General features: G+C 67.5%; 10 protein-coding genes. 5 read left to right on the forward strand and 5 right to left on the reverse strand.

Features of this window, described 5'->3' with window-relative positions; genetic code table 11:
* The first annotated feature begins 50 nt into the window (after positions 1–50).
* The 3 genes from AB4Y98_RS17905 to AB4Y98_RS17915 all read left to right on the forward strand — a co-directional run bounded on the left by AB4Y98_RS17905 (position 51) and on the right by AB4Y98_RS17915 (position 4,763).
* Positions 51–2,132, forward strand: coding sequence for a TonB-dependent receptor family protein (locus AB4Y98_RS17905; RefSeq protein WP_442244827.1), 2,082 nt, complete (start codon positions 51–53; stop codon positions 2,130–2,132).
* A gap of 63 nt (positions 2,133–2,195) precedes the next feature.
* Entirely contained in the window at positions 2,196–3,962 is a 1,767-nt protein-coding gene (locus AB4Y98_RS17910; protein ID WP_442244828.1) for a chloride channel protein, read from the forward strand.
* 84 nt (positions 3,963–4,046) lie between these two features.
* Positions 4,047–4,763, forward strand: coding sequence for an MgtC/SapB family protein (locus AB4Y98_RS17915; protein WP_025878554.1), 717 nt, complete (start codon positions 4,047–4,049; stop codon positions 4,761–4,763).
* 15 nt (positions 4,764–4,778) lie between these two features.
* Here the strand turns inward: AB4Y98_RS17915 and AB4Y98_RS17920 are convergent, their stop codons facing one another.
* A complete protein-coding gene (locus AB4Y98_RS17920; RefSeq protein WP_312787580.1) occupies positions 4,779–5,183 on the reverse strand; it encodes a MerR family transcriptional regulator in 405 nt (134 codons plus the stop codon).
* 64 nt (positions 5,184–5,247) lie between these two features.
* On the opposite strand from AB4Y98_RS17920, the gene AB4Y98_RS17925 reads away from it, so the two are divergent.
* The gene (locus AB4Y98_RS17925) at positions 5,248–6,075 is read left to right on the forward strand and encodes a class I SAM-dependent methyltransferase (protein WP_442244829.1); all 828 of its coding nucleotides are present in this window, start codon (positions 5,248–5,250) and stop codon (positions 6,073–6,075) included.
* 85 nt (positions 6,076–6,160) lie between these two features.
* Here the strand turns inward: AB4Y98_RS17925 and AB4Y98_RS17930 are convergent, their stop codons facing one another.
* The 4 genes from AB4Y98_RS17930 to AB4Y98_RS17945 all read right to left on the reverse strand — a co-directional run bounded on the left by AB4Y98_RS17930 (position 6,161) and on the right by AB4Y98_RS17945 (position 13,743).
* Complete coding sequence (locus AB4Y98_RS17930; protein ID WP_170929478.1) at positions 6,161–6,451, reverse strand: DUF6959 family protein; 291 nt, start codon at positions 6,449–6,451, stop codon at positions 6,161–6,163.
* A 121-nt stretch (positions 6,452–6,572) separates the two neighbouring features.
* The gene (locus tag AB4Y98_RS17935) at positions 6,573–7,403 is read right to left on the reverse strand and encodes an OmpA family protein (protein ID WP_442244830.1); all 831 of its coding nucleotides are present in this window, start codon (positions 7,401–7,403) and stop codon (positions 6,573–6,575) included.
* 62 nt (positions 7,404–7,465) lie between these two features.
* Entirely contained in the window at positions 7,466–12,037 is a 4,572-nt protein-coding gene (locus tag AB4Y98_RS17940; protein WP_442244831.1) for a YadA-like family protein, read from the reverse strand.
* 725 nt (positions 12,038–12,762) lie between these two features.
* The gene (locus AB4Y98_RS17945; protein WP_025878548.1) at positions 12,763–13,743 is read right to left on the reverse strand and encodes an AraC family transcriptional regulator; all 981 of its coding nucleotides are present in this window, start codon (positions 13,741–13,743) and stop codon (positions 12,763–12,765) included.
* A gap of 691 nt (positions 13,744–14,434) precedes the next feature.
* Between AB4Y98_RS17945 and AB4Y98_RS17950 the strand changes: the two genes are divergently transcribed.
* Positions 14,435–14,617 (forward strand): Flp family type IVb pilin, encoded by a 183-nt coding sequence (locus AB4Y98_RS17950; RefSeq protein WP_025878547.1) that lies wholly within the window; start codon positions 14,435–14,437, stop codon positions 14,615–14,617.
* Positions 14,618–14,631: the final 14 nt, after the last annotated feature.

Consider the following 14,631-nt stretch of genomic DNA (forward strand, 5'->3'; position numbering starts at 1 on the left):
GAATGGAATCAGCAATAATTCTCATTTACGCCCTTCCGCTGCCCGCAACGATGCCCATCCCTGCCCTGCAACCGGCCCGCCTGCCCCTGGCCGCCGCCCTCGCCCTGTGCCTGATCCCGGCTGCCAGCGCCTTCGCGCAGGACAGCGCCACCACGCTCGACAGCATCCAGGTATCGGGCAGCTGGCTGGGCACCGGCCTGCACGACAGCGTCAAGAGCTTCGCCGGCGCACGTACCGTGGTTGATCGCCAGCGCATCGAGGCCAGCGGTGCCGCCAGCCTGGGCGATGCCATGCGCCGCATTCCCGGCGTGCAGGTCACCGACAACTCCGGCACCGCCGGCAGCTCGGTGTCACTCAACATCGGCGTGCGTGGCCTGACCGGTCGCTACTCGCCGCGCTCGACCGTCCTGCTGGACGGCGTGCCGCTGGCGGTTGCGCCGTACGGCCAGCCGCAGTTGTCGTTCGCCCCGGCCAGCCTGGCCAACATCGAGTCGATCGACGTGGTGCGTGGCGGCGGCGCGGTGCGTTACGGGCCACAGAATGTCGGCGGCATCATCAACTTCAGCACCCGTGCGATTCCGACTGCGGCCGGTCTGCACGGCGAGGCCGGCGTGCGCTACAGCGCTTACGACCACGGCGGCGGCGACAGCACCCAGTACAACGCGTTCCTCGGCGGCACCGCCGACAACGGCATGGGCATGGCCCTGCTGTATTCGGGGCAGGACGGCCGCGGCTGGCGCCAGGGCAGCGATGACCGCTTCGATGATCTGGCGCTGAAGTTCGCCTATGCCATCGACGCACAGCAGGAACTGCGCGCCAAGCTGTCGTACTACGACGTGCGTTCTCTGACTCCGGGCGGCCTGACCCCCGCCCAGTACCAGGCCGATCCGTTCCAGAACACCCGCCCGTCCGACTTCTGGAAGGGCCATCGCACCGGCATCGACCTGGGCTACACCAACACGCTGTCGGAGAACAGCGAGTTCGAGGTGCTGGCGTATTACAACGAAAGCAACCGGGCCAGTTCGCTGATCAACGCGGCCAACACACAGATCACGGTGCAGCCGCGCGACTACCGTGTGCTCGGCATCGAGCCACGCTACACCCAGCGCCTGCACTGGGGCAGCAGCGTGCACGACATCACCGCCGGCTACCGCTTCCTGCGCGAGCGCGGCAACGACCGCAGCTACACCGTTACCCGCCGTACCGGTGCGACCGGCGCGACCACCCGCTTCGACAACGCCACCGACGCGCACTCGTTCTACGTTGATGACCGCATCGCCATCGGTCGGTGGCGGATCACGCCCGGCGTGCGCATGGAGTGGATCGACATGGACCGCCGCCAGGCCGGCGGCGGCGCGACCTTCAGCAGCCGCAACGACAAGGCCCTGCCCTCGCTCAACGTCGCCTACCTGCTGACCCCGCAGCTGACCGTGTTCGGCAACTACACCACCTCGTTCGGGCCGGTGCAGAACATCCAGTTGAACTCGCAGAGCGCGACCAATCCGCTGAACCCGGAAATCGCCAGGACCACGGAGCTGGGCGCGCGTTGGCAGGATGGCGGGCTGCGCGCGGAAGTGACCGTGTTCAAGATGCGCTTCGACAACCAGATCCTGCAGGTGCCGGGCATCACCCCGCCCACCTTCCAGAACATCGGCGCCACCGACCACAAGGGCGTGGAAAGCGCGATCGAGTACCGCTTTGCCGAAAGCAGCGCGCTGGCCGGCCTGGAACTGTACGCGAACTACACCTGGACCAAGGCCATCCAGCAGTCCGGCGACAACCGCGGCCTGGATGTGCCGTTCTACGCGCGCGATACCGACAGCGTAGGTGCCCGTTATGCGCTGGCCGGCTGGACCTTCAACGTGTCCAGCACCCACCAGAGCGGCCAGTTCTCCGATGCCGCCAACACCTGGGAAGAAGCCGCCGACGCGCGCGGAGGCCGTGTACCCGGCGTACGCCTGTGGAACGCGCAGGCCGCCTGGCAGCTGCCCTGGCTGGCCGACAGCGAGGTCGCGGTGGGCGTGAACAACCTGGCCGACAAGCGCTGGTACACCCGCAACGTGGATGGCAACGCCGGGCGCATGGTGGCCGCGCCGCGCACGTTCTACGTGCAGGGCCGCTACCGCTTCTGAGCATGGCAACCGCCTGATGCGGTGACGGTAGCGCTCACGGTGGCGGCGTATCATGCCGCCACCATGTCCTCCACCGCTTCGCCATCGCGCCTGCATCTGGCCTTCCAGGGCCTGCGCCTGCGCCTGCGCGGCAGCGACCTGTGGTTCATCGCCCTGGCGCTGGTGGTCGGGCTGATCGCCGGCGGCCTGACCCTGTTGCAGGCTGGGCTGGCACGCACCCTGCAGACGGCGTTGTATGGGCTGGACGAGGGCATGCGCCTGAGCTCGCTGCCCGCTTTGACCTGGACTGCCCTGCTGGTGCTGCCGCTGGGTGGCCTGGTGGTGGGCCTGGTCAGCCTGGCTGCCACGCGCCTGAAACGCCCCCTGCTGGATGCCGTGGAAGCCAATGCACTGCATGGCGGTCGCATGTCGATGCGCGACAACCTGATCGTGTTGACCCAGACCCTGGTCTCCAATGGCTGTGGTGCTTCGGTCGGACTGGAGGCGTCGTATACGCAGATGGGCGCCGGCAGCGGTTCGCAGCTGGGGCGGGTGATGCGCCTGCGCCGCAACGACGTGCGCATCCTGGTCGGTGCTGGCGCGGCCGGTGCGATCGCCGCGGCCTTCGGTGCACCGCTGGCCGGGGCCTTCTACGCCTTCGAGATCGTCATCGGTGCCTATACGCCGGCGGCACTGGCGCCGGTTGCGGTGGCCGCGCTGGCCGGTGCCTTCGTTGCCGACCAGGCCGGCGTGGACGCCTATCTGCTGCCGGCGGCATCGACCATCGACGTGCGCGCAGCCGACTATGCGATCTACGGCCTGCTCGGCTGCTGCTGTGCGATGGTCGGCATCGTGGTGATGCGCCTGATCGCCTCCATCGAAGGCACGGTCAAGCGCAGCCCGCTGCCGTTGTGGGGGCGCCCGGTGGTGGGCGGCCTGCTGCTGATTCCGCTGGCCCTGGCCAGCCCGCAGGTACTGTCGTCCGGCCACGGAGCGCTGCACCTGGACCTGACCACCCATCTGCCGCTGATCTGGATCGGCGGACTGCTGACGCTGAAATGCCTGGCCTCCGGCATTTCGCTGGGCTTCGGTTTCCGCGGCGGCCTGTTCTTCGCCTCGCTGTTCATGGGCACCCTGGTCGGCACGCTGTTTGCCGGGCTGCTGGCGATGGCCACCGGCGTCCCGGTGGTCGACGCCACGTCGGCAGCGCTGGCAGGCATGGCTGCACTGGCCGCGGCGGTGGTTGGCGCGCCGATGACCATGGCCATGCTGGTGCTGGAAGGCACCCACGACTTCCTGCTGACCAGCGTGGTGATGAGCGCCGTGCTGGTGTCCAGCACCCTGGTGCGGCAGTGGTTCGGCTATTCCTTCTCGACCTGGCGCATGCACCTGCGCGGGGAAACCATCAAGAGCGCGCGTGACATCGRCTGGGTGCACAACCTCAATGCCGGGCGGATGATGCGCAAGGGTGTGGCCACCGCCCCGGCCGACCTCGATGCCGCCGCCTTCCGCCAGCGCTTCCCGCTGGGCTCGGGCAGCCGGGTGATCCTGATCGACAGTGAAGGCCACTACGCTGGCATCGTGCAGATTCCGCGCCTGTTCGGCGACGGCGTGAAGCCCGAGGACGTCGTAGGTACGTTCGCCGAGAACCGCGACGTGGCACTCGCCGCCAGCGCCGACGTGGTGACCGTGATGCAGCGGTTCGACCAGACCCAGGCCGACGAGCTGGCGGTGGTGGCCGACGATGGCCAGGTGCTGGGCGTGGTGTCTGAAGCATTCGTGCGCAAGCGCTATGCGGAGGAACTGGACAAGCGCCAGCGCGAAATGATGGGCGAGCGCGTCGACGAGTAGATCCACGCCATGCGTGGATGATGCCCCCTGCCCCTCCACGCGTGGCGTGGTTCTACTGTCACCTGCGGGAGGTAGACTGCGGCCATGCGCTTCATTGAAACCTTCCAGCCCGGCCCGTTCGCCGACACCGTGGTCAGCCTGCTGGCGGCGTTCGTGCTCGGCACTCTGATCGGCGCCGAACGCCAGTACCGGCAACGCACCGCTGGCCTGCGCACCAACGTGCTGGTGGCTGTCGGCGCTGCCGCCTTCGTTGACCTGGGCATGCGCATCGCCGGCAGCGCCGAGGCCGTGCGGGTCATCTCCTACGTCGTCTCGGGCGTCGGCTTCCTCGGCGCCGGCGTGATCATGAAGGAAGGCATGAACGTGCGCGGCCTGAACACCGCCGCGACGCTGTGGTGCTCGGCTGCCGTGGGCAGCTGCACCGGCGCGGACATGCTGGCCGAAGGCGTGCTGCTGACCGTACTGATCATCGCCGGCAATACCCTGCTGCGGCCACTGGTGAACGCGATCAACCGCATCCCGATCAACGAAGCCGCCAGCGAAGCGACCTACGAAGTGCGCCTGAGCGTGGATGCCGACGCGGTGCCGCGCGTGCGCGAGCGCCTGGTCGATGCGCTGGAAGCCGCGCAGTACCCCGTTGGCGACGTGCAACTGGTGGAGCACGCCGATGCGCCCACTGATGTGATCGCAGTGCTGGTCAGCACCGCAGTCAGCGCCGACGAACTGGACGTGGTGCTGGCGCGGATGGAACAGGTGCCGGGCGTGCTGCATGCCACCTGGGAAGTCAGCACCCGCGATTGAGCGGGTGTCGGCAGTTCATCCGCGCGCTACGCGCTGCTGCGCTCGCAGCAACCTGCGGAACGAGGCGCAGCGCCGAGCATCCTCGGCGTGTGGACAGGCGGCAGCCCGCCGCAGCCGATCCTGCGCCCGCTGCAATCTGCGGATCTGCAGCTGCAGCGCATCGGCCCGGGCCAGCAATGCCGTGCGATCCAGTGCAAGCCCTGCCCCCTGCGGCATCGCTGCGCCGATCTGCTGCAGCGACAGGCCTGCCGATTGCCCCAGGCCGATCAGTGCCAGCCGATCCAGCACCTGTTCGTGGTACTGCCGGCGCAGGCCGCGACGCCCTAGCACCTGCAACAGGCCGAGCTGCTCGTAGTAGCGCAGCGTCGAGGCCGGCACGCCACTGCGGCGGACCACCTCACCGATATCCAGTTCCTGCATCGTGCTTGACCTCAAGTGGGCTTCAAGCGCCACCATGGTCGCACTCCCCGCGCAAGGCAAGCCCATGGACGATTCACTCCCGCTCGATCAGAACACGCTCTGGAACGGCGCCGCCGGCGAGAACTGGGTCGCGCAGCAGACCCTGCTGGACGACCTGTTCCAACCGATGGCCGATGCCCTGCGCGACGAGCTGCCGGTTACCGTCACGGAACTGCTGGACGTGGGCTGCGGCACCGGCGCCAGTACGCTGAGCGCCGCCGCAGCACGCCCTGACGCCCATTGCACGGGCGTGGACATCTCCGCACCGATGCTTGACCTGGCCCGCCAGCGCGCCGCCGCGATCGGGCGCGGGATCGACTTCATCGTTGCCGATGCCCAGCGCCATCCCTTCGCAACGGCGCGCTACGATTGGATCCAGTCGCGCTTCGGGGTGATGTTCTTCGAGGACACGCAGGCCGCCTTCTCCAACCTGCACCGTGCCGCCCGAACGGGCGCGGGCCTGCGCTGCATCGCCTGGCGCAGCGCCCAGGAAAATCCGTTCATGACCACCGCCGAGCGCGCCCTTGCAGACCAGCTGGTGCTGCCGGCGCGGGTACCGGGTGCACCGGGGCAGTTCGCTTTCGCCGATGGCGAACGGGTGCGCCAGCTGCTGCAGCGTGCCGGATGGCAGGACGTGGACATCGCGCCGCTGGACCTGACCTGTTTCCTCAGCCCTGATGCGCTGGCCAGCTACGTCGGCCAGCTCGGACCTGTGGGTTTGGCCCTGCGTGCGTTGCCGGCCGCACGCTCCGAAGCGCTGCTGCAGCAGGCGCTGACCGCGTTCGCACCGTCCATCGACGGTGACCGTGTGCGGGTGGAAACCGCCTGCTGGATGATCCGCGCCCGCGCATAGCAACAGAAAAGGGGACGGAGGGGATCAAGTCGTTCATGCCCCGGTTGTGCGGGAAACGACTTGATCCCCTCCGTCCCCTGTTTCTCTACAAGGCCTCGCCGGCATCGGCCAGCCGCGATTCGATCAGCGCGTACCACTGCTCGAGCATGTCGACCAGCATGTCCAGCTCGGCGTCGGCACGCTGCGCGCGGCCGCTGCGCAGGCACGCCTGTGCTTCCTGCAGCTGGGTGAGGAAGCCGGCAACGGTGTCGGCCTGCAGGATGAGGCCCGGCAGCCGGCGCCCGGGAATGCGCACGACCGCATGGTTGCCGAGCTGGCCGTACACGCTGAGAGTGGCTTCCGTCTTCATGGACAAGGGCAGGAATTGGGCATTCATCAGGTGCACCAGGGAAGAAACCTGCCCACCGGCAGGCGTGGAAAACGGGGGAGACGTTTCCACGTCCTGCCGGCAGAACAGGGGGGACTCGGGATGCCGGGGCACGCCCCGACGCGGGGATTCAGTGCGACCGGGCCACGCCCGCGATCTGCACCCGGCGATTGGGCGCCAGGCAGGCGATCAGCTCGCGCCGGTTGCGCTGGTCGCACTGCACCAGCGGTTCGGCAGCACCCCGCCCTTCAGCGCTGATGCTCGCCGCGGATACGCCGCCCTGTACCAGCGCCGTGCGCACCGCCTCGGCACGTCGCTGCGACAGCGTCTGGTTGTAGGCAGCGCTGCCGATGCGGTCGGTGTAGCCGACCACCTGGATCGACTGCACCTGGCTAGCCTCACGCACCTGCGCCAGTACACCCTGCACGGCCTGCTGGCCGCTGGCACTGAGTACGGCACTGTCGAAGCCGAACAGTGCATCGGCAGCCAGCCGCAGCGGCTGCTCAGGCAAGGGCGCCGGCGGTGGCGGCGGACGCGGCGGGTCGAGGACCGCTGCGCACGATTCAGGCTTCCAGTAGCCGCCCTGGGCGATGCCCTTGTTGTCGAAGCGCACCTGGAACTGGCAGGTGAAGTACTCCGCGCCCTGTGCGGTGCGGAAGTTGAACAGGTAGTTCCACTCGCGCACGCCCCACATGCCTTCGTTGAAGTGCGGGGTGCCGAGCAACGTGTACAGCTGGCGCTTGCTCATGCCCGGTGCGAACCGGCGCAGGTCGGCGATATCCGGATAGATGCCTTCCTTCAGCGATGCCTCGCTGGCCTCCGGGAAGGTGACGGCGGTGCTGTCGGCGGGGCCGTCGGCGGCCGGTGCGTGGCTGCGGCAGGCAACCAGCAGCCCCGCGGCCAGGATCAGGCCCAGCGTGGCGGCGACGCGGCCACTGCGAGCGATGCGATGCGGTTTCATGTCATTCCCCCTGTAGACGTTGCCCGCTGCGCCGGGCCGCGAATGCGACCCGGCGCAGGTGATCACCACTGGATGCCGGCACCGACGGCCACACCGGCCTCGCCGCGGCTGTTGGTGGAACCACTGAACTTGTAGATCCAGCGACCGCCCTCGGAGACACCGGAGATGCCCAGGGCCACGCCGGATTCGCCGTTGTAGCTGCCGGCGGCGATCGAGGCCATGTTGCGGCCTGCCTCGCTGGGCTGCGGCAGCGATGCGGTTGCCATCGCCGAGGCGATACCGGCCGATGCGCGGTTGTCGGTCTTGCGCAGGTCGCGTTCGAAGCCGCCCATGCGCTCATCGGTGTAGGCCTTGGACCAGTCCAGGGTCTGCGCCATGCCCGACTTCAGCTGGTCGACATTGACCGCGTCGGTACCGGCGGTGCCGGCAGCGACGTTGCGCACCGTGGTCGGGCCGCTGCTGGTGCTGCCCAGGGTCACGCTGTTGTAGTTGGTGGTGCCGTTGGTAGTGGTGTCATAGCGGATCGTGCCCTGCTGCGAAGCCTGCAGCTGGCGCACGTTGACCGCATCGGTCGCCTGCGAACCATCGGCCACGTTGACCACCTGGCGTTCGGCACCGGCTGCACCCACCGACACCGTATTGGCGCGGTTGGCGACCGAGCCCGCACCCAGCGCCACCGAGTTGTCGGCCTGCGCCTGCGAGCCGTTGCCCAATGCGGTCGAGTTGGCCCCGGCCGCAGTGGAGCCGGCACCGCCCGCGGCGGAGTTGGCGCCGGTGGCGGCCGGATCGGCCAGGTTGTTGCTGTTGTTGGCGCGGAAGCTGCCGGCAACGTTGGTGATGTTCTGGATCTTCTGGTCGGTGTAGGCCTTGGACTGGTCGATGGCGTAGTTCACGCCGTTCTTCAGTTGGCCGACGTTGGTCGCATCGTGGTCGTCGGAGCCATCGGCCACGTGGGTGATCTTGCGCTCGCTGCCACTGCTGCCCACCGCCACCTCACCGGACGAGTTGCTGGCGCCGGCCTGGCCATAGGCACCGGTATAGCCGGTCTGCGCACCGACGCTGGCCACCGAACCGGCACCCAGCGCAACACTGTTGCCTGCGCTGGCATTGGCACCGTTGCCGACCGCTACGCTGCCCGCACCGGCTGCGCTGGCCTGCGGGCCGACCGCCAGTGCTTCGGCACCGGTGGCCGTGGCTGCGGCAGCCGTGGAGTTGACCGCCAGGTACGGGCTGCCGCCGCCGCTGCTGATGCGCTGGTTGAGCACCCGCAGCGAGCCGTCCACTGCAGAGAACGCAGCGGTGACGTTGCTGTAGTCGTTGCCGGTGATGGTGCCATCGGTGGCGATGGTGGAGATGTTGAAGGTCGGCGCGGTCCACAGCCCGGTGCTGCCGTTGTACACGGTGCTGCCACCGAAGTAGCTGGCCACCGTCTGGTGCGTGCTGAACAGCTGGTCGCCGGTGATGGCATCGCTGCTGCCCGCCAGGATGCTGCCGGCGGCCACGTTGGTGACTTTCACCGGTGCACCGCCGGTACCGCTGAGGGTCACGGTATCGACCACGTTGCCACTCCCGTCCACGTCGTACTTCACGGCGCGCGCGTCTAGGTCATCGGTCTGCTCGGCTACATTGGCCAGCGAATTGCTGACCGCATCGAAGGCCGTGCCGACGTCGTTGTAGCTGCCCTGGCTGACCGTGCCATTGGCGGCGACGTTGTTGAGCGTGTAGGTCGGCGCGGTGACCACGCCATTGGCATCCACTGCAGCGCCGCCGCCGAGGTGGGTGGCCACCGTCTGGTTGGCCGCGAACAACTGCGCACCGTTGATTGCTTCACTGCTGGCCGCGCTGATCTGGCCCGGGCCGAGGTTGCGCAGCGTGGTGGCGGTGCCGGACTGGCCGAGCGTCGCACTTGCGTAGTTGACGCTGCCGTCGCCGTTGAGGTCGTAGCGCAGCGCGCCCTCTTCTGAAGCCTGCAACTGACCCAGGTTGACCGCATCGGTGCTGGCGGTGCCGGCGGCGACGTTGGTGACCTGGCGTTCGGCGCCCGCGGCACCGATCGACACGCTGTTGGCACGGTCGGCCAGGCTGCCGGCACCGACCGCGATGCTGTTGGCGGCGGTTGCGCTGGCACCGGCACCAACGGCGATTGCTTCGGCGCCGCTGGCCACGGCGTCGGCACCGGTCGAGTTCACCCGCAGGTACCGGGTGCCGGTGTTGCGGATGTCATTGATCTGGGTGTTGAGGTTGACCAGCGAACCATCCACCGCATCGAAGGCGTCGGTGACGTTGTCATACAGCCCCGGGGCCACGGCGCCACCGGTGGAGATGGTGCTGATCTCGAACAGCGGTGCGGTGAAAGTGCTGGTGAGCGGATCGAACGCTGCGCGTCCGCCGAAGAACTTTGCCATCGTGTCGTTGCTGGCGAACAGCTGCGCACCATTGACCGCCTCGCTGCTGGTGGCGTTGACCGCGCCGGCGGCCAGGTTGCCGATGGTGGTGGTGCCGGTGCCATTGCCGAGGGTGACACGGCGGTAGTCGGGGTCGCCTGCACCATCCAGGTCATAGGTGACCGCCGCCGCGCCGACCGCGTCGATCTGGCTGATCGCACCCTTCAGCTGGGCCACGTTGACTGCATCGGTGTTGGCGCTGCCGGCCGCCAGGTTGGTGATCTGCCGCTCGCCACCGCCTGCGGTGCCCACCGACACTTCGCCCGCCGACACCTGTGCGGTGGTCAGGCCGTAAGCGCTGTAGCTGGCCTGCGCGCCGCGCAGTGCGGCCGAGCGATAGCCCAGCGCCACCGAGTTGGCCTGGTTGGAGGTGCTCTCTGCGCCGAGCAGGGTCTGCCCGTTGGCAGTGCCGCTGGCACTGTCGCCGACCACCACCGAGTGCCCCATGCGTGCTGCATAGTCGGCGGTGGGAACACCGGTCGGATCGCTCGGATCATTGGCGCCCGCGCCCGGGAAGGCGACGTTGGCATCGACCTTGGGCAGCTCATGGCGGGCGTTGGCACCGATCACCACTTCCTTGGAGCCGTTGGCATAGGCGCCATCGCCCATCAGCACCTGGTAGTCCTGAGCTGCGTTGACCGCCCAGCAGGAGATGTCCGCCAGCGCGATGTCCAGGCACTTGGCCGCCCAGGCCGGCGAGTCCGTCGGCAGCAGCAGGCCGAGCAGGCCACCGGGATTGCCGTTGTTGATGTTGTAGATGTAGCTGTCGGAGGTGACGCCACCGATCAGGGTCAGGTGCGAGCTGCCACCGGTGACCGCGCCACCCAGTCCGTTGAGCGTGGTGCCGACAGGCGTTGCATTGACCACCGGCAGGCCGAGCACGTTGACCGTGGAATAGGTCTGCATGACGTTGGCGGTGCTGAGCTTGAGGTTGCCGTTGGACAGGTAACCGGTGCCGCCGAACAGGCTGGCGGTGGTCGGTCCGAGCAGTTCGGTGACACCGCCCACCAGGCCACCGGTACCGATCACCAGGCCCGCGTTCGGGTCGGCAGCGGCGGGCGCCTTCGGGCTGGTCGGCGGAATGGCCGACGGCGAGGTCAGGCCGAGGCTGCCCAGGGTATTGCCGACCAGGCCACCGACGGCGCCGGTCAGGTTGCCGACGGTGCCGTTGAGGTCACCATTGAGCAGGCTGCCGACCGCGCTGCCAACGCCGTTGAGCGCAGTGCCGACGCCGTTGAGCAGGCCGCCCAGGCCCAGCGCGCTGTTCTGCGCGGCGACGGTTGCGGTGCCGGCCAGCTTGAGATTGCGATCGGCGACGATTTCCTCGCCGTCCTTGCCCTGCACCCGTACCTTGCCTGCCACGCCGGTATCGAACGCTGCAGTGATCGCGCGGTCATCGGTGTCACCCGGCAGCTCTTCCTTGGCAGGCAGCGTGACCGCTGCGGTGGCACCGATCTGGCCTTGGCCTTCGATGTGATTGCCGGCCACGACCAGCTGCGAATCGACCTTGCCATCCACGGCCGCCTTCAAGCCGGACGGCGTTACACCCGCTGCCGCGGCAACCTGGGTGCCGGCGTCAATGCTGGCAACCGGCTTGCCGGCGATGCCGACATCGGCCTTTGCTGCCGCGTTGGCGGCCAGACCCAACGGCGCCTGTGCGGCCGGTGCGACGTTCGCCGCAAGCGCGGCATCGACACGGGTAGCGGCTGCAGTGCCAACACCGATGTTGGCGCGCACGTCGGCGCCCAGCACCGGTGCAGGCACCTGGCGCGGCGCGGCGCCGGCCGCCAGCTTGACCTGCACGGTGGCCGGCAGCACGTCGCGCACGACCGGCAATGACGTTGTGCTCAGCTGCAGGCCGACGCGTGCGTTGGCACTGATCGCCGGGTTCGCCTGTGCCTGTCGTGCAGCCGCGGCCAGCGCCACTTCGGCATCGACCTTCACCGGCATCGGCTGGGTGTACTTGGCCGCCAGCGCCTGCAGGTCGCGCAGCGATTGATTGGCCTCTGTCGCCGCCGCAGGTCCGCTGGCCAGCACGCACAGCAGTGCCATGGCCAGGGTGCTGGGCACCAGAAGGCTGGCACGACGGTCGCGCGGTGCGGTACCGCCGCTATCGCCGGTGGCCAGTTCCGAGGCCACAACCAGAGCATTGAGCTGGCGGTTCCATACACGCCGGTAGATGCGGTTCATGAGCATTTCCCCCGTAGGCGGACAACTTGAATGTCAGTGGACTTGCCGTTAGGCAGGTGACTGACATTTCGCGCCTTTCAGCGAGGGCTGAGCACTTCATTCCGGCAGGGCAATCGCGCATTCCGGCAAATCCACGGCCGGATTCGGCAGCCACATATGCAAATCCGGCAGGGAGGGCTGGCCGGGCTGCCGCCCGGCACCCGCAGAGGCGAAAACCAAAGCCAAAGCCAAAGCAACAGCCGGCTCTGGGTTTTCTGCGGGTTGGCGGGGCGGTGTGGGCTTGCAGGACACGCCGTAAACCCGTCCATGGGGGCTCGATGGCGCCATCCATGGCGCCAACGGTCCTGCAAGCCCACACCGCCCCACCTGTGACAGTTTCCCCACGACGGTTGGATCTGCCGTCGTGCATTCACTGTCGACATGATCGATCTTTGATTTTCAGTGATTATTTCGATCTAAATCGAAATTGATGATCCGACTTTCCCTCGGCCGGGCATGGCCCGGCGCTACATCCAAAGCGCGCGGGAAACTGTCGAAGGCGGGGTGGGTCCGGTTGCGGGGGTGTCCGCGGCATGGATGCCGCGGCCAAGCCCCCATGGACGGGTTTACGGCGTCCCCCGCAACCGGACCCACCCCGCCATTCCACAGGAAACCTGCTTTTGCTTTCGGCAGTTGCCGTTGCCCTTGCCTCTGCGGGTGCCGGGCGGCAGCCCGGCCGATACCCCTCAGGCTGGCTGGCCGAGCTGTGCCGGCGCGCGCATCAACGTGTCACGCGGCAGTTCGCCGAACACTTTCCGGTAGTTGTCGGCAAAGCGGGAAAGATCCCACAGCCCGCAACTGAGGGCGATGGCCTTGACCGAGCGCCGGTTGGAATCGGCCATCGACAGGCTGCGGCAGGCCGCGCACAGCCGCAGCATCGACAGGTAGCGATTGGGCGAGGTGCCGAACAGATCCTCGAACGCATAGCGCAGGCCACGCTCGCTGACGCCGGCGGCGTCGCAGATTTCATTCATGTAGATATTGCGGCGAAGATTGAGGCGCATGAAGTTCTCCGCCCGCTGCGCGATCAGGTAATGCGTGCGGCGGGCGCGGCTGCAACTGGGCCGATCGGCTGGGCCGGCACCGAGCAGCGCCTGGACATGCTCGTGCAGCAGGCGCTCGGTTTCTTCCGGCTGCAGCCCACCACCCTGCCCCAGCTGCGCGTGCAGTTGCTGGTAATGGCGTACCAGCGGCATCGCATCATCGCCAAGGTTGAACAGTGAAAGCGCCTGCCCCGCCGGTGGCGTGCTGCGCAGGCTCAGCTCGGTCAACTTGCGCTGCACGCGCGCGACCGGCACCAGCATCAGCGTCATCTGGGTACCAGGGCTGAGAGTGAATTCACTGATGCCTTCGGGCATCACGGTCAAGGCCATGCCCGGCGTCAGCGGCACGCCATGGCACCAGCTCAATGCATCATCGGTGGTGTGCAGGTAGCCGAGCATTGCCCAGTCCGGCGGCAGCATGAAACGGCCGCGGCAGTGGAAGCCACAGGTGATGCTGCAGAACAGGGCTTCCTCGTGAACGCGCGAAGCAAATGCCGCGCGCGGACCATTGCCATCCAGCAGCAACAGTTCCACATCGCACACGCGGAGCACGCCGCTCAGCGTGGCCAGGTCGATTGACCTGAGATCGCCGTCGTCGTTGTCTTCCACCCCACCATCGACCATGACAGTGTCGTCCCCCGTTTGGCCTGCCGCACGACCCCGCCCCCACTGCCTGACAGGGCGCACGCCGTTTCCAAGAGCATCGTCCGTTGCCGAGATGGACGCTGCGATGCACGCGCGTCCCTCCCTGAAAATGCAAAACCTTGAATGCGAGTATGCCCGATAATCGGCGGTCGTAAACAGGATGTTTCGACGCTGCGGAATTATCAATTGCGTGAAGAAAATGTGCGCGCCGATGGCATGGTTTTCGCATGCGCGCGGATGGGCATCACATTATCTGCACGACCATGAATCGTTTTGCGCAGGAACGGATTTACGTCACAGATTCGCGCCGGAATATTCAGGCATCCAGCGAATCTGCCGAATTTGCATATAGGTTCCGGTTGCAGGGAACCGCCATTCAGGCAAAGTCGAATACACGGTGATCGGGCACGCAGACAGCGGCCACACCCAGGGGGACAGCATGACCATGCACGTACGAGATACCGTTTCGACCACCGGCCTGGAGCTGGGTGGTCGTGGTTGCGCGGCCGCTGCCCTGCCCGGGAATGATCACCCTGCTTGAGCACAGCGGGATTGCCCGCCGTGCCTCCTCCGCCAGGATGGCGGGGGCCTACGGACGGTCCCGGCGGAGCCGGGCCACCGCCCATGCAGGTGTCCTGCAGCAACTGACAGGTAGAGGGAGACAACCGTCATGAACGCATCGATCCGCAAGTTCCTGAAAGAAGAAGATGGCGTGACCGCGCTCGAATACGGGCTGCTGGCCGCCGTGATCGCCGGCATCCTGATCGTGGTGGGCAGAACCCAGATCACCGCGTTCTTCACCACGTTGTTCACCCGCCTGCAGGCCATTGCCACCGACGCCACCACCACCTAGCCAGCGCGCAGGGT

Origin of the sequence: Stenotrophomonas sp. 2YAF26 (assembly GCF_052114625.1) — a bacterium.
Lineage (GTDB): Bacteria > Pseudomonadota > Gammaproteobacteria > Xanthomonadales > Xanthomonadaceae > Stenotrophomonas > Stenotrophomonas indicatrix.